General features: G+C 43.3%; 14 protein-coding genes. 3 read left to right on the forward strand and 11 right to left on the reverse strand.

The window, feature by feature from the left end; genetic code table 11:
* Nucleotides 1-37: 37 nt before the first annotated feature.
* Both D8877_RS09205 and D8877_RS09210 read right to left on the reverse strand, forming a co-directional pair.
* Entirely contained in the window at nucleotides 38-856 is an 819-nt protein-coding gene (locus D8877_RS09205; protein ID WP_011836893.1) for a pyruvate, water dikinase regulatory protein, read from the reverse strand.
* Nucleotides 857-861: 5 nt separating this feature from the next.
* The gene (locus D8877_RS09210; RefSeq protein WP_002915339.1) at nucleotides 862-1,491 is read right to left on the reverse strand and encodes a CBS domain-containing protein; all 630 of its coding nucleotides are present in this window, start codon (nucleotides 1,489-1,491) and stop codon (nucleotides 862-864) included.
* Nucleotides 1,492-1,736: 245 nt separating this feature from the next.
* Here D8877_RS09210 and ppdK point away from each other — a divergent pair, with 245 nt between their 5' ends.
* Together ppdK and D8877_RS09220 are read left to right on the forward strand one after the other, a co-directional pair.
* Complete coding sequence (gene ppdK, locus D8877_RS09215) at nucleotides 1,737-4,358, forward strand: pyruvate, phosphate dikinase (protein ID WP_125341263.1); 2,622 nt, start codon at nucleotides 1,737-1,739, stop codon at nucleotides 4,356-4,358.
* Between the two features lie 184 nt (nucleotides 4,359-4,542).
* The gene (locus D8877_RS09220) at nucleotides 4,543-4,959 is read left to right on the forward strand and encodes a DUF6556 family protein (protein WP_125341264.1); all 417 of its coding nucleotides are present in this window, start codon (nucleotides 4,543-4,545) and stop codon (nucleotides 4,957-4,959) included.
* 71 nt (nucleotides 4,960-5,030) lie between these two features.
* On the opposite strand, the gene D8877_RS09225 is transcribed toward D8877_RS09220, so the two are convergent.
* The 8 genes from D8877_RS09225 to D8877_RS09260 all read right to left on the reverse strand — a co-directional run bounded on the left by D8877_RS09225 (nucleotide 5,031) and on the right by D8877_RS09260 (nucleotide 13,194).
* A complete protein-coding gene (locus tag D8877_RS09225) occupies nucleotides 5,031-6,101 on the reverse strand; it encodes an ABC transporter substrate-binding protein (RefSeq protein ID WP_125341265.1) in 1,071 nt (356 codons plus the stop codon).
* Nucleotides 6,098-6,871 carry an ABC transporter permease gene (locus D8877_RS09230; protein WP_125341266.1) on the reverse strand — a complete coding sequence of 258 codons (774 nt, stop codon included), beginning with the start codon at nucleotides 6,869-6,871 and terminating at the stop codon, nucleotides 6,098-6,100. The genes D8877_RS09225 and D8877_RS09230 overlap by 4 nt, the downstream gene beginning before the upstream one ends.
* On the reverse strand, nucleotides 6,868-7,674 hold the full coding sequence (locus D8877_RS09235; RefSeq protein ID WP_002895634.1) for an ABC transporter permease: 807 nt from the start codon (nucleotides 7,672-7,674) through the stop codon (nucleotides 6,868-6,870). Before D8877_RS09235 ends, D8877_RS09230 begins: the two co-directional genes overlap by 4 nt.
* Nucleotides 7,655-8,812: an ABC transporter ATP-binding protein gene (locus D8877_RS09240; RefSeq protein ID WP_002904388.1), complete on the reverse strand. Its 1,158-nt coding sequence runs from the start codon at nucleotides 8,810-8,812 to the stop codon at nucleotides 7,655-7,657. The genes D8877_RS09235 and D8877_RS09240 overlap by 20 nt, the downstream gene beginning before the upstream one ends.
* A gap of 181 nt (nucleotides 8,813-8,993) precedes the next feature.
* Nucleotides 8,994-9,899, reverse strand: a complete 906-nt coding sequence (gene murB / locus D8877_RS09245) for a UDP-N-acetylmuramate dehydrogenase (RefSeq protein ID WP_125341267.1) — start codon at nucleotides 9,897-9,899, stop codon at nucleotides 8,994-8,996.
* A 107-nt stretch (nucleotides 9,900-10,006) separates the two neighbouring features.
* The gene (locus D8877_RS09250; protein WP_125341268.1) at nucleotides 10,007-10,918 is read right to left on the reverse strand and encodes a hypothetical protein; all 912 of its coding nucleotides are present in this window, start codon (nucleotides 10,916-10,918) and stop codon (nucleotides 10,007-10,009) included.
* A 121-nt stretch (nucleotides 10,919-11,039) separates the two neighbouring features.
* On the reverse strand, nucleotides 11,040-11,906 hold the full coding sequence (gene thrB, locus D8877_RS09255) for a homoserine kinase (RefSeq protein WP_125341269.1): 867 nt from the start codon (nucleotides 11,904-11,906) through the stop codon (nucleotides 11,040-11,042).
* Nucleotide 11,907: 1 nt separating this feature from the next.
* The gene (locus tag D8877_RS09260) at nucleotides 11,908-13,194 is read right to left on the reverse strand and encodes a homoserine dehydrogenase (protein WP_125341270.1); all 1,287 of its coding nucleotides are present in this window, start codon (nucleotides 13,192-13,194) and stop codon (nucleotides 11,908-11,910) included.
* A 140-nt stretch (nucleotides 13,195-13,334) separates the two neighbouring features.
* Between D8877_RS09260 and D8877_RS09265 the strand changes: the two genes are divergently transcribed.
* Entirely contained in the window at nucleotides 13,335-14,300 is a 966-nt protein-coding gene (locus tag D8877_RS09265; protein ID WP_125353126.1) for a polysaccharide deacetylase family protein, read from the forward strand.
* A 111-nt stretch (nucleotides 14,301-14,411) separates the two neighbouring features.
* On the opposite strand, the gene D8877_RS09270 is transcribed toward D8877_RS09265, so the two are convergent.
* The gene (locus tag D8877_RS09270; protein ID WP_125353128.1) at nucleotides 14,412-15,368 is read right to left on the reverse strand and encodes an ABC transporter permease; all 957 of its coding nucleotides are present in this window, start codon (nucleotides 15,366-15,368) and stop codon (nucleotides 14,412-14,414) included.

A 15,368-nucleotide genomic window follows, 5' to 3' on the forward strand; every position in this document is an offset into this window, starting at 1 on the left:
AGTCCTCACTCTATAACCGCTCTCTCGATCTTCTCTCTTATCTCAATTTCTTCAAATGATCTTCAATCAAGAAAGCCGTCTCCTCAATTGATTTATCCGTGATATTGATGACATGTGCCCGATACTTTTTAAAGACTTCTTTTGAGTAGTCTAGTTCTTCGTATATCTTTTCCAGATCCGTGTAGCTGGTCGACTGGGTTAATCCCAGAGAATTCAAGCGATTACTGCGTATCTTAGACAGTTTTTCTGGCTCACATAAAAGGCCGATAATCCGCTCCGGATCTACCTTTTCCAAGACCTGAGGCAGAGGGACTTCTGGAATCAAAGGCAGGTTAGAAACCTTGTAGCCTTTATTAGCCAGATAAATACTGAGTGGCGTTTTGGATGTTCGGGAGACGCCCAAGAGCACCAAATCCGAATCCAAAAATCCTTGTGGTGCCTTGCCATCGTCGTATTTGACCGCAAACTCAATAGCAGAGATTTTATTAAAATACTCAGTGTCCAGCCGGTGCAGAGTACCCGGCACCTCTATAGGACTGGTGCCCGTCTTTTCTCTGATAATCTCAAAAAATGGATGCATCAAATCTAGATAAGCAAGCCCATTGGCCTGACTGAACTCTCTAGCTACAGCTGCTAGCTTGCTATCGACTAGAGTACTGATGACAAGGGCATCGTCCTTGATGGCATCGCGCAGAATAGCCAGCAATTCTTCTTCCTTGTTGATAAATGGAAAACGATAGCTGTTATTAAAAATAATATCTGGGTACTGAGCTGTCACCGCAGACAACAGCTTCTGCGAAGTCCCCCCCAAAGAATCTGAAATGCTGTAAACAATAATTTCTTTCTTCATGTTCATTCCTCTTATCTATTAACCTCAGCGCTTCTGGCCTCTTGAATAATATAATCCAGCAGGGCTGACTTGGTCACAGTTCCTAAAATTTTACGCTCATTATCCTCATCGACTACCGGCAGTGAATCAATCGCAAAATCCTGCAAAACTGCTGCCGCTTCCAAAATATTCATATCCTTGTAGCAAGTTTTAATATGGGGCATTCGGGTCATGCAAACCGCTACAGGCGTGCTGTCAATGTTAGTATTGAGCGAAGCCCGCAGCAAGTCCTTACGCGACAAAATCCCCAAGAGCAGCTTATGCTCATCAATGACATAGAGAACATCCGCATCATACATAAATAAGGTGATAATGGCATCTTGAATAAAAGAATCATGAGATACTAAAACAGGAGATGTCATAATTTCCGCCACTTCCTTTCGAAAGGTATCGAAAAAGAAAAGCGTCTCTAAATCTGAGCCCGAATATGTGTAACCAACTTTAGGCGTAGCCTTCAAAATACCAACCAAGGTCAGAAAAGACAGATCCGAGCGCAGGGTCGCCCGAGAAATATCGAGTAATTCAGAGATTTTCTCACCGCTGAGTGGCTGGTGTTCTTTTACAATTTCTACAATTTTCTTTTGCCGTTCACTTAATTTCAAATAGGTCTGACTCCTTCGTTCTTTATAATAGATGATTAGCCTGATTTCGCTTAAAATTTAGGAATTATTGCTCATATTTCATTTTTAAACATTTAAATAATCATCATTTTGTAACACATTATAACAAAAAAAGAAAAATTGTCAATAAAACAAGATGATTTTTTCGGTTGACAAATATATGTGATGTATATTACAATGTAGTTGTTCTACAATATGACACATATTTCATAATTTTGGAGGTAAATATGGCGAAATGGATTTACTCCTTCGAGGAAGGATGTGCAGATGATAAGGCTTTGCTTGGCGGAAAAGGAGCCAACCTAGCTGAAATGACCAATTTGGGACTGCCTGTCCCTCCAGGTTTTACTATTACTACAGAAAGCTGTATCGAATATTTAAAAAACCCTTATTTCTTTGAATCTTCTTTAAAAGAAGATGTTTTGAAAGCGGTTACTGTCCTGGAAGAAAAAACAGGTAAATATTTCAGTGGCAACGACTCAGCCTTGCTCTTAGTGTCTGTTCGAAGCGGAGCCAAGTTTTCCATGCCGGGCATGATGGACACTATTCTTAATCTAGGTCTAAACGATTTAAGAACCCAGACTCTGGCTGAGCAGACCAACGCTGACTTTGCCTACAACTGCTACCGCCGGTTGCTGCAAATGTTTGCTGATGTAGTTTATGGCATTTCCAAGGATGAGTTTGATAACCTCTTGGGCTATTTTGAAAGGAATGCTGGCAAACAAGCCAAGGATTTTACATTGGATGAACATCAAGCATTAATCGACCAGTACAAGCAGCTTTATCGTGAGCATCATCAAACCTTCCCCCAAAGCTCGAAAGAGCAGCTTTATGCTGCTATCAAGGCGGTCTTCAAGTCTTGGAATAATCCCCGAGCTCAGGTCTACCGCAACTTGAATAATATTCCTCATGATTTGGGAACAGCGGTAAATGTCCAAGCCATGGTCTTTGGCAATAGCGACCAAGCCAGTGGTACAGGAGTCGTCTTTACGAGAAACCCTGCCAGCGGTGAGCATCAGTTATTTGGCGAATTTCTGCTCAATGCACAAGGAGAGGATGTCGTAGCCGGCATTCGGACCCCTGAGCCTATTGCTGCACTTGAGACAGCTCTCTCTCAGGCCTATGCAGCCTTCCAAGACTATGCTAAGATTCTCGAAAACCACTACAAGGACATGCAAGATATCGAATTTACCATTGAAAAGGGTAAACTCTATATTCTCCAAACTAGAAACGGTAAACGGACCGCTAAGGCATCTTTGAAAATCGCCTTAGATCTGGTAGACGAGGGCATTATCAGCAAAAAAGAAGCTCTCCAGCGCGTATCTCCCGCTACGATTAGCCAGCTCATCCATCCTGTATTTGAAGAAAAAGCTCTGCAAGATGCTCCTTTCTTGGCTCAAGGACTGCCAGCCAGCCCTGGTGCAGCAACTGGCGAGATTGTCTTTACAGCTGAGCGCGCCAAAGACTACCACTCCTTGGGTAAAAAGGTCATTTTAGTCCGTCAGGAAACTTCACCTGAAGACATTGAGGGCATGGTTGTCAGTCAGGCCATCGTAACCAGTCAGGGCGGTATGACCTCTCACGCAGCTGTCGTAGCCCGGGGAATGGGAACCTGCTGTGTGGCTGGCTGCAGTGAGCTGAACATCAGCGAGGAAAGCAAGACCGTTTCCTGCGGAAATCTTGTCTTGACCGAAGCTGACGTCATTTCAGTTGATGGCAGCTCGGGACGCATTTATAGCGGTGAGATTCCGACCGTCCTAGTCGAAAATGACCAAGAACTCCAACGACTGCTTTCATGGGCAGACGAAGTCGCACAACTCAAAGTCCGTGCCAACGCAGAGACCGTTCAGGATTTGAAAACAGCTATTAAGTTTGGGGCAAAAGGTATCGGTCTTGCTCGTACTGAACACATGTTCTTTGGTCAGGAACGAATTCTAGAAATGCGGCGCCTGATTCTAGCCGACAACGAATTGGAAACCAGATCCGCCCTCAAAAGACTGCTGGAGTTCCAAGAAGAAGACTTCTATCAAATGTTCCAAGCAGTTCAGGACAAACCTATGATTATCCGTCTTTTGGATCCGCCGATGCATGAATTTCTACCTAAAGATTCACAGGAAATCAAGGCTTTGGCTGACAAGCTGCACAAGTCACCAGAAAAGCTGACTCGCCGCATTGAACAGCTGCAAGAAAGCAATCCAATGCTAGGCCACCGTGGCTGCCGTCTGGGGATTACGCAACCAGAGATTTACAAGATGCAGGTCGAAGCCGTCTTCAATAGTGCTATCAAGCTGAGTCAAGAAGGATTGACTGTCAAGCCAGAAATCATGATTCCGCTGATTGCTGACAAGGCTGAGTTGGACTCTGTCAAAGCCTTTCTCATCCAACATATCAACAAGCTCTTTAGACATCAAGGTCTAGAGCCTTTCCCTTATGAAATCGGCACTATGATTGAACTTCCGCGTGCCTGTCTGGTTGCAGACCAGCTAGCTCACGAAGCGGACTTCTTCAGCTTTGGTACTAACGACCTGACCCAGATGACCTACGGTTTCTCACGGGACGATATTGGAAAATTCATCGGCCATTATAAAGAGAAAGAAATCCTTCCTTTTGATCCTTTCCAAAGTGTTGACCAGGACGGCGTTGGTGAATTGATGCGGATAGCTATCAGCAAAGGGCGTCAAGTCAAACCTGAACTTCCTATCGGCATCTGCGGTGAGGTCGGGGGCGATCCGGCTTCCATCCCCTTCTTCCAGGAAATTGGTGTCACCTATGTTTCCTGCTCGCCTTATCGGGTTCCAGCAGCAAGACTGGCTGTCGCTCAAGCGGCACTCCAAGATAAGAAGTCATGATTACTTTGCTATTCTAGCTCAAGAAGCTGCTCAATCCAAATTTGAGCAGTTTCTTTTCTTAACAGCAATCTTCTGTGTACGTTTTCATAAATAAAAATTTGATTTTTTTAAGACATTTTCAGATAAAAAACGTATAATGAGAGATAAGAAATCATTGAAATTTTAAAAGGAGATTCTTTCGAGCATGGAAAACTATTCTCGCAGCAATAAAAACAAGACAAAATCAACTAAAAAACCCACTAAACAACATATCAAAACTGGTCTTTCAGCCTTCCAAAAGACTATTGCAACGGTTGCCAGTATCTTGTCTATCATCATTGCCAGCATCACGATCATGAATCTGACTGGCCAAAAGGATGAAAAATCAAAAACTGATACCAGCAGCTCTACTGCAACGACTACCATCATCAAGGAAATCGAAAAAGAAACTAGCAACCCTGCTTCAACAACTGCAACTGATACTGCTGCTTCCAGCAGTGATACAACAGCAGTTGAGACTAGTGCGTCTAGCTCTGCAGCAGATACAGCAGCAGGCGACACTACTGCCTCTAGCTCTACGGCAGATACAGCAACCAATACTCAGACAGAAGCTTCAAACTAAACAAGCAGAAAACGCCCAGCTCATTGAGCCAGGCGTTTTTCTTGTATTCATCAAGCAGCCTTGCTTGACTATCACTTCCGATACATCTTGACTTGAAGATAGAGGTCGTTATAGGTCCCCAGCCATTTAGGACCCAACTGCTCATAAACTTCCAGATGTTTCATCGTTTCCTCAGTAGGATAAAAGGCCTCATCTTCCTGAATTTCCTTAGGCAACATGGCCTTGGCAGGAAGATTCGGTGTCGAATAGCCAACATAAAGAGCGTTCTTATAAGCATTTTCCGGTCTCAGCATAAAGTTAATAAACTGATAGGCTGCTTTTTTATTTTTGACCGTTTTAGGAATGACAATATTATCAAACCAAAGATTGCTGGCTTCTGTTGGTACGACATAGCGCAGGTCTTCATTGGCCTCCAGCATCTGCCGAGCCTCGCCAGAAAAGGTCACTCCGATAGCAGCATTGTTCTGAATCATGTATCCCTTCATCTCATCAGCTACAATGGCCTTGATATTTGGCGTCAGAGTGTAGAGCTTATCAACAGCCTCCTGGAGCTGATCTGCATCTTTGGAGTTGAGACTATGTCCATCCGAGTTCAGACCAATTCCCATGACTTCGCGGGCTCCATCAATCATCATGATGGAGTTTTTGTATTCAGGTCGCCAGAGATCATTCCAATGCTCCGGAGCTTTATCAACCATTTTTTCATTGTAGACAATGCCCAGCGTTCCCCAAAAATAAGGAATTGAATACTGATTTCCAGGATCGAAAGGCTGGTCTAAAAAGTCAGAACCGATATTTTCCAAACCTTTAATCTGGCTATGATCTAGCTTCTCCACCAAGCCTTCCTTCATCATCTTGGCAATCATATATTCACTGGGAATAGCAATGTCGTAGGTTGTGCCGCCCTGCTTCACTTTCGTATACATGGCTTCATTGGAGTCAAATGTATCATACTGGATTTGGACACCAGTTTCCTTGGTAAACTCCGTCAGCAAGGCAGGATCGATATAGTCACCCCAGTTGTAAATGACCAGCTTATCGCTCTCCTTGCTCTGCGTCCGACTTTCGATCTGGTAACTAACACCCCATAAGACTAAGATAATCAGCAGAATCCCCGCTAAAAATGAATAGAGCTTTCTCATACGGTCTCCTCCTTCTCACGGGTGATAAAGTAATACCCAATTACCAAAGCAATGCTGAAGAGAAAGACCAAGGCTGATAGGGCATTGATTTCCAGAGAAATTCCCTGCCGAGCGCGGGAGTAAATCTCAACAGACAGAGTAGAAAAGCCATTTCCAGTGACGAAGAAGGTCACTGCAAAGTCATCTAATGAGTAAGTAAAGGCCATAAAGTAGCCAGCGATGATGGCTGGAGTCAGATAAGGCAGCATGATTTCCTTTAGCATTTGCAGCTGACTAGCACCTAGGTCATAGGCAGCTTTAATCATATCATCATTCATTTCCTTCAGACGCGGAAGAATCATCAGCACCACAATCGGAATGGAAAAGGCTACATGGCTAGCCAGCACAGACAGAAAGCCCAGCTGGAATTTCGCAGTGGTAAAGAGAATCAGAAAACTGGCGCCAATCATGACATCCGGTGCTACCATGAGGATATTGTTGATAGACAGAAAGGCATCCTGATATTTCTTGCGGGCTTGATAGATATAGATGGCTCCAAAAGTTCCAATCAGCGTCGCAATCAACGAAGACAGGAAAGCCAGAAAGAAGGTCTGAACCAAAATCAGAATAAGGCGTGAATCCTCAAAGAGATTTTGAAAATGACTGAGACTGATTCCTGTGAAACGATTCATGTCTTCCCCAGCATTAAAAGCATAAGCAATCAGGTAAAAGATGGGGATGTAGAGCACCAAAAAGACAAAGACCAGATAGAGATTTGCAATTTTTTTCATCGCCCTCTCCTTTCCTTGGTTGCCCACATGGTAAAGAGCATGGCAACAATCAGTACCACTCCGATAGTAGAGCCCATGCCCCAGTTTTGAGTAGTCAGGAAGTGCTGCTCAATAGCAGTTCCCAGAGTAATCACTCGATTACCGCCGATTAAGCGGGTCAGCATGAAGAGACTGAGACTAGGGATAAAGACTGACTGCACCCCACTTCTGACACCATTCAAGGACAAAGGGAAAACAACCCGACGGAAAGTCTCCCAGCGATTAGCTCCCAAGTCATAGCTGGCATTGATAAGATTTGGATCCAAATCATCCAGAACATTGAAAATGGGCAGAATCATAAAAGGCAGCTCGATGTAGCTGGCTACAAAGATAAATGAAAAGTCCGTAAAGAGAATCTGCTGCGGTCCTACTCCGATAAAAGTCAAAAATTGGTTAATTGAGCCATTCTGACCAAAAATACCGATGAAAGCATAAGCTTTGAGCAGAAGATTGATCCAGGTCGGCAGGACAATCAGCATGAGCCAGAGCTGCTTGTGCTTGAGCTGAGTCAAAAAGAATGCGGTCGGATAGGAAATCAGCAGGGTTACGACAGTAATAATTCCTGCATAAAGAACCGAATTCAGACTCATCTTGAGATAGGTCCAGTTCTGCGATGTGAAGTAGGTCTGGTAATTTTCCAGCGTAAACTGGCCCTCAATGTTGAAGAAGGACTTCCAGATAATCATGACAACAGGTGCCAAGACAAAGAGGAAAATCCAGAGCAGGTAGGGCAAGAGAAAAAGATTAGAGGTTGTTTTCTTCATCGCGTTCCTCCTCAATAGCATTGATCAGCCCCGCTTCCTGCTCTTCTACTTCTACATATTCTTCGATACGGGCATCGAATTCTTCTTCAGTTTCATTGAGACGCATGATATGGATATCTTCAGGCTCGAAATGTAGACCAATTTCTTCACCAACAATGGCCTTGCGAGTCGAGTGAATCATCCATTCATTGCCCAGTTCATCATAAGCGATAATCTCATAGTGAACGCCACGGAAAAGCTGGGTATCAACTTTAACCTGCAGCTTGCCTTCTTCTGGCAGAGTAATCCGCAAGTCCTCCGGCCGAATCACCACTTCAACAGATTCATTTGGGCGCATCCCACCATCCACTGCTTCAAAGCGCTTGCCGTTAAACTCAACCAGATAGTCCTCAATCATCTTACCTGGCAGAATATTGGACTCGCCAATGAAGGTTGCAACAAAGTGGTTGATGGGCTCGTCATAAATATCAACAGGCGTCCCCGACTGAACAATCTCGCCGTCATTCATAACGAAAATCCAGTCGCTCATAGCCAGAGCTTCCTCTTGGTCGTGCGTGACAAAGACAAAGGTAATGCCGAGACGCTGCTGCAATTCCCGCAACTCATACTGCATATCTGTACGCAGCTTCAAATCCAGAGCAGACAGCGGCTCATCCAGTAAAACAACCCGCGGCTGATTAATGATTGCCCGCGCGATGGCTACACGCTGGCGCTGACCGCCCGACAGTTTGCGAATAGAACGGCGCTCAAAACCTTCTAGCTGAACCATTTTCAGCACTTCAGCAACCCGCTCTTGAATTTCTTTTTTATCAACCTTGCGCAGACGCAGCGGAAAGGCAACATTTTCAAAAACATTCATATGCGGAAACAGTGCATAGGACTGAAAAACCGTGTGGACGTCTCTTTTATTAGTGGGAATATCATTGATGCGGACGCCATCAAGAAAAATATCCCCGTCTGTCGCGTCTAAAAGACCAGCAATGATGTTCAGAATCGTTGATTTACCAGAGCCGGAAGAGCCTAGCAAAGTATAGAACTTTCCTTCTTCCAGCTCGAAATTAATATCTTTCAGAACGACAGTATTATTATCTTCAAAAACTTTTGAAACGTTTTTAAACTCGATGATTGGTTTTTTCAATTGTCATAAATTCCTTCTTTCTCGTATTAACAGATTAAGGGTTCTGTCAGACCGCTGCTACCTCGTGAGGGCTGTAAAGGCCCTTTATAAATTCCGTGTCGATAGGCTTTCACCCCCTTACTAAGTTGCAGCCAGCTGCAGTTCCTTATCCAGCATACTTCTACTGGAAATCATATCTGTCTTACAGAGATTCACCAATGATGCGGACTTCGCGCTCCAGAGTAATACCTGAATTTTCCCGCACCCTTTCAATCACATGAGCGATAAGATTTTCGTAATCTTGAGCCGTTCCTTTATCGACGTTAATCATAAAGCCGGCATGCTTCTCAGATACCTCTACACCACCGATCCGATGACCTTTGAGTCCTGCTTCACTAATGAGCTGACCAGCAAAGTAACCCAAAGGACGCTTGAAAACAGAGCCACAGGATGGATATTCCAAAGGCTGCTTGAGCTCCCGCAGATGGGTTAAGCGCTCCATTTCCTGACGAATCGTTCTGTGAACACCAGGCGAAAGAGCAAACTTAGCAGAAATAACAATGTCGCCTGTTTCCTGAACAAGTGAGTGACGATAGCCGAACTTCATATCTCTAACGTCCAACGTTTTGACTTGGCCCTGAGGAGTCAGTACCTTGCAAGATACCAAGACATGAGCAATCTCGCCGCCATAAGCCCCGGCGTTCATAAAGACAGCTCCGCCAACGCTGCCTGGAATACCACAAGCGAACTCAAAGCCAGTCAGACTATTCTGCAGAGCGATATGGGTTGTCTGAATCAGATTAGCTCCGGCCTCTGCCTCAATCATATAGCCATCCACCGCTACATTGTTGAGCTTGTCAAACATAATAACGAAACCTCGGATACCGCCGTCTCGCACAATGATGTTACTAGCATTTCCCAGCACCATCCAAGGAATGTCTTCTTGATTGGCAAAATTAACAATGCGAGCCAGCTCATAACGATTGCGGGGAAAAACTAAGAAATCGGCTGCGCCCCCGACCTTTGTGTAGGTGTATTGACTCAAAGGCTCATTGAAGCGAATGTCGATTCCCTCTAATTCAGTTTTTAATTTCTCTAGTTTTTGCATGATTTTCTCTCTTTTATGTAAACAAAATACACTCTATTATATCAAAAATCTATGGCATTTACGATAGATTACAAAGAAAAAGCTGAGAAAGGTCAGCTTTTTAATGATTATAATTGCCTAGTAGCATAGCGTTGTGTTTGAGTAGAAAGAGCATTTTTGATAGCACCGAAAGCTCCAGCTCCAGTGAAAACATAGAGCAAGATCAAGTTGAACCAATAGTTATCTGGGATAATTCCATTAAAAATTGATTCGTTGACAGCTGAAAAGGCATCAAATACATTCGCGTCTGGATATTCTCGAACAAGTAACAAAGCATAGTCAAACTGATTGACTAAGAAAGTCACCAAGACCATAAACACGATACTAATAGCAATACCTGCTTTAGATAGCTTTTTACCCAGCAACTCATACCCTTTGATGGTACAGTAACCCATGGCCAACCCTCCAGCAACAGCCACATAGTTCATCTGCGCAATCAATAAGATTACCGCTCCACCAATGAGACTGCCGACAAAAGCACCGACAATACCACCAACGATACTTTCTTTTTGATTGTCATAGATCTGATTTTCCAGCGAAAGACCTGAACTCAGACTTTCAAAGCTTTGTCGTGACAAAATCAGAATATTTCCTCCCAATTGATAGACATCAATCTGCCCAGGCTCACCACTTTGTTCACAAACATTTACAAAGCCTCTTTCCTTGAAAAAGACAAGCGCTTCTTGAACAGCTTGTGCAAGAGCTTGATTGGTCTTGGCTTTAGCATAAAGTACCAGCTTGTAGTGATTCATTTGGCTGCCGGTGAGAACCTCTGAGTTTTTAATCAAGTCATCAAAGGCATTTGGCGCAGTAAAAGCATCGCCAGCCTTAACAGAAAAACAAATCCTATATTGCTTTCTTTGCTCTGTGGGCTCAATATAGAGCGTGTAACCATCTATCTGTCCGAAGACAAGAGACGAAAATTCATCAAACTGTAAGCCTAGCTCACTCGCCAGAGCCTGTAATTCTAAATGATCCATAAAGTGAATTATCCTCCTTAAAGCTAGACCCATTATAGCACAGTTAGGTATAAAAAGATAGGGATATCAACTCCATAGCTTAGAAATGAAAAAAGAGGCTCATAGAAAACCTCTTGATGATTTATTTTTCTACTTGAACGCCCTCAGTATCCACCCGAAGCCGGAAGATTTGCCCTTTGAAATTCTGTTTTTGCAGAAGCTGATAAATCATCTCCGTCTTGTGCTTGGGCGATAAAACCATAACAGTCGGTCCTGCTCCTGAGATATAGGTTGCGTAAGAGCCATTTTTTCTGGCTAAGAACTTAATATCTGAAAATTCCTTGATTAAAGGTTGACGGTATTTTTCGTGGAACAAATCAGACTCGATAGCCCGACCAGCGATTTTCATATCACCTTTTAAAAGAGCTGCAATCGCAACATTGGCAATGGAGCTAGCCGCAACAGCTTCCTTGTAAGAAAGCCGATTTGGTAAGACTTGGCGGCTCTCAACCGTCCGAAGCTCATAGTCTGGGATATAGGCAATGAAGTCTGCGTCCGGAAAGTCCGCTACCACAGCAGATACCTGATTTCTAGATGAGCTAGATACGACCAAATTACCATAAATCGCTGGCGCAACATTGTCAGGATGTCCTTCAATCTTGGTAGCGATTTTCAGTTTCTGATAATCCGACAAATTAAGATGAGCCAGCTGGTTGGCCAATTCAATCCCAGCCACAATGACCGAACTAGAAGACCCAAGTCCACGAGCTAATGGAATATCACTGGTCATTTTCAAACGGCGTGGCTGAATATCTGGAGCCAACTGCAGGGCAATCTTAACCAGTAAATTGCGTCGGTCCTTAGGAATTCTCGGATTGAGGTCATGCTCAATCACCCACTCCTGACTTTCTTCCAAGACTTCAATTTCCAGATATTTTGAGAGGGCTACCCCAACGGAGTCAAAGCCAGGACCGATATTGGCACTGGTCGCTGGTACAATAATTTTCATCTTAATCTCCTAATACTTTGAAGGTATTGAGCAAGTCAAACTCAGCAACTTCTTTGAGCTTAACAGTGACATTTTCCAGCTGTGTCTTGCTGACAGCATGGGTAATAATCACCACGCGAGCCTTCTCACCATCTGTACCTTCCTGCAGAATCTGCTTAAAGGAAATATCCTCAGCATTGAAAATCTCAGCCAAATGCAGAACTTGGCCTTTAGAGTCAGGTGCCAAGATAGAGAAATAATAGCTACTCTTCACATCTTCTGGCTTAGCTAGCACAAGCTCACGACTAAATTCATTAAAGGCCTTGCCAACAGTTCCTTCATTCAAACGGCGGCTGATACGAACAATATCTGCCACAACACTAGTTGCAGTTGGTTTTTGCCCAGCTCCCGGTCCGTAGTACATGGATTCTCCGATACCGATGGATTCGACAAAGACAGCATTCATTACCCCATTGACACTAGCAAGCGGATGCGCTTTAGGCAGAAATGTTGGAGCTACTTCTGCTGCAATACCTGATGCCGTTTCTTCGATAGAACCAACCAGCTTGACTACATAGCCCAGATCTTGAGCAACAGCCACATCCTCTGGTGTGATATTTCGAATTCCCTGATGGCCCACATCTTCAAATTTAACATTCATACCAAAGGCGAACTGGCTAAGAATCACCATCTTGTAAGCCGCATCAATGCCATCTACGTCATTGGTTGGGTCGCTTTCAGCAAAGCCAAGGTGTTGTGCTTCAGCAAGAGCGTCTTCATAAGACCAACCCTCTTCCACCATCTTGGTCATCATAAAGTTAGAGGTTCCATTGACCACACCCAAGATACGGGTAATTTTGTCAGAAGCTAATGAATTAACCAAGGTACGCAGGATCGGAATCCCACCGGCAACAGCTGCTTCATAATAGAGAGCTACATTTTGCTTTTGAGCAATTTCCAGCAACTCTGCTCCGTGAACAGCCAGCAAGTCCTTATTGGCCGTTACCACATGTTTGCCAGCTTCAAGAGCACGAGTGATGAACGTTTTCGCTGGCTCGATTCGTCCCATTAATTCTACAACGATAGTAATCTCAGGATCCTTCAGAATTTCTTCAACATTTGTGACAAAGTTAAAGTCATTTCCAGCTGCTAAAAGACGATCTTTTTCAGCATCATCTTTGACCAAGACTTTAGCAACCTCAATCTCTGAATGAGCCGCTTGAACGATTTTTTCTTCGTTTTCTTTCAGTAAAAAAGGCACACCGCTTGCCACTGTTCCAAAACCAAGTAAAGCTATTTTAATAGACATGAAGCACTCCTTGAAAATTTCTTGTATAAAAAATATTATAACAAAATTATATAAAAATGCCTACAAAACTACTTCTTTATTTGTTATAATAGATGTAAATTTCCGCAAGGAATTGTAATTTTTTTTAAAAAGGAGATATTATGACAGGAAAACACAGAGGAAATCGCATGCAGCAACGCAAAGCTAGAAAAAGAGCTATTTTGCTTTCTTTAACGAGTTTATTACTTTTTCTCGTCCTGATTGTAGGTGGCTTTTCTTTACTAGCCAAGCTGCAAAACTCGCACAACCAAAAAGAAGTTAACAATGTGTCAACGAACCAGGTCGATACTTCATCTAAAACTTCGTCAGCACCGACTCAGGAAAAAAAGACGGCTTCGGATGACAGCAGTAAAGACAAGGTCAAATGGGTCAAGCAAGACCAGCCGGTTCAAGTTCCTATCTTGATGTATCATGCCATTCACGTCATGGACCCATCAGAAGCAGCTAATGCTGGTTTGATTGTTGATCCAGCTACATTTGAAAGCCATCTGAAAGCCTTGAAAGACGCAGGCTACTATCCACTAACGCCGGCAGAAGCATACAAGGTACTGACGGAGAATGTCTTGCCAGAAAATAAAAAAGTCGTCTGGCTGACCTTTGATGATAGTTTAAGGGATTTCTATACTAATGCCTTTCCACTTCTCCAGAAATATGACATGAAAGCAACCAATAATGTCATTACTGGATTTGTTCAAGCGGGTCGTGAAGATATGCTGACACTGGATGAGATAAAGGAAATGAAGGACAAAGGCATGTCTTTTGAAGACCATACTGTCAACCATCCTGACCTCTCAGCGACTGCAGAAGACCAACAAAAAATTGAGTTAAAAGACTCCAAGTCTTACTTGGACAAAGAACTGTCTCAAACAACTAAAACCGTTGCTTATCCATCTGGACGATACAGTGATGCAACCTTGCAGATTGCTGAAAGCCTTGGCTACAAGATGGGATTGACGACCAATAACGGACTAGCTTCCTTATCTAATGGCTTGCTCACACTTAACCGAGTACGAGTTAATCCAACTACCACTGCAGAAGACCTGCTAAATGAAATCGCAACAAACTAATCTTAAAAAGCCCACTTCAGACGAAGCAGGCTTTTTCTATTCCTAACACTTTTGATTATAGTTTCTTCTCATCACAAAAAAACACCAGCTCCAAAGAACTGGTGTAAAGGTTTATTTAGACTTGATATAGTTGATACCATCGGCTTTTGGAGCAACTGATTTACCAAAGAAAGCGGCTAAAACAATGATTGTCAACGCATAAGGCGCGATACGAAGATAAACCGCAGGTATATGAGCAAGGAAAGGAATCTGAGTAGAAACAACAGCCAGTGCTTGGGAAAGTCCAAAGAAAAGACTTGAAAGCATAGCACCTATCGGATTCCATTTACCAAAAATCATGGCAGCTAAAGCGATAAATCCAGGGCCGACAATCGTCGTAGCAGAGAAATTAACCGAAGCAGATTGAGCATACAAAGCTCCACCTACTCCTCCCAAAAATCCTGAAATCAACACTCCGTAGTAACGCATAAGATAAACGTTAATCCCTAATGTATCAGCAGCTTGAGGATGTTCACCTACTGAGCGTAAGCGAAGCCCAAATTTCGTCTTAAACATGATGAACCAAGCTAAAAATGAGAATCCAACAGCTATGTAACCCATCAAGCTAGTATTTCTAAAGAAAATATCTCCAATAACAGGAATATTAGACAAAATCGGAAAATCAAATTTACCAAAAGATAAATCAATATTATTAGTTTGTCCTTTTCCATAAATAGCCTTCACAAGAAAGACGGCTAAAGCTGGCGCCAGCAAGTTCAGTACAGTACCACTAACAACATGATCAGCACGAAAATTAATGGTTGCTACTGCATGAATCGCAGAAAAAATGAGACCAACTAAACCACCTGCGAGAAGAGAAAGCCAAATAGTCATTCCTCCTAAGCTTTCAGCGAAAGTCAGGTTAAAAACAACTCCTGTAAAAGCTCCCATGACCATGATGCCTTCCAAGCCAACGTTAACAACACCAGCATGCTCAGAGTAAGCACCTCCAATACTGGTGAAAATGAGAGGAGCGGCATAGACCAGCATATTTGATACAAGTATTGTTAGAATAGCAACAATATTCAT

The organism is Streptococcus sanguinis (assembly GCF_003943735.1).
Taxonomy (GTDB): Bacteria; Bacillota; Bacilli; order Lactobacillales; family Streptococcaceae; genus Streptococcus; species Streptococcus sanguinis_E.

Excerpts from the sequence above, each read along its gene's own strand:
- D8877_RS09235 (WP_002895634.1), bottom strand. The coding sequence starts at position 7,674 with ATGAAGAAAACAACCTCTAATCTTTTTCTCTTGCCCTACCTGCTCTGG.
- D8877_RS09220 (WP_125341264.1), top strand. The coding sequence starts at position 4,543 with ATGGAAAACTATTCTCGCAGCAATAAAAACAAGACAAAATCAACTAAA.
- D8877_RS09205 (WP_011836893.1), bottom strand. The coding sequence starts at position 856 with ATGAACATGAAGAAAGAAATTATTGTTTACAGCATTTCAGATTCTTTG.
- D8877_RS09265 (WP_125353126.1), top strand. The coding sequence starts at position 13,335 with ATGACAGGAAAACACAGAGGAAATCGCATGCAGCAACGCAAAGCTAGA.
- D8877_RS09225 (WP_125341265.1), bottom strand. The coding sequence starts at position 6,101 with ATGAGAAAGCTCTATTCATTTTTAGCGGGGATTCTGCTGATTATCTTA.
- ppdK (WP_125341263.1), top strand. The coding sequence starts at position 1,737 with ATGGCGAAATGGATTTACTCCTTCGAGGAAGGATGTGCAGATGATAAG.
- D8877_RS09260 (WP_125341270.1), bottom strand. The coding sequence starts at position 13,194 with ATGTCTATTAAAATAGCTTTACTTGGTTTTGGAACAGTGGCAAGCGGT.
- murB (WP_125341267.1), bottom strand. The coding sequence starts at position 9,899 with ATGCAAAAACTAGAGAAATTAAAAACTGAATTAGAGGGAATCGACATT.
- D8877_RS09270 (WP_125353128.1), bottom strand. The coding sequence starts at position 15,368 with ATGAATATTGTTGCTATTCTAACAATACTTGTATCAAATATGCTGGTC.
- D8877_RS09230 (WP_125341266.1), bottom strand. The coding sequence starts at position 6,871 with ATGAAAAAAATTGCAAATCTCTATCTGGTCTTTGTCTTTTTGGTGCTC.
- thrB (WP_125341269.1), bottom strand. The coding sequence starts at position 11,906 with ATGAAAATTATTGTACCAGCGACCAGTGCCAATATCGGTCCTGGCTTT.
- D8877_RS09250 (WP_125341268.1), bottom strand. The coding sequence starts at position 10,918 with ATGGATCATTTAGAATTACAGGCTCTGGCGAGTGAGCTAGGCTTACAG.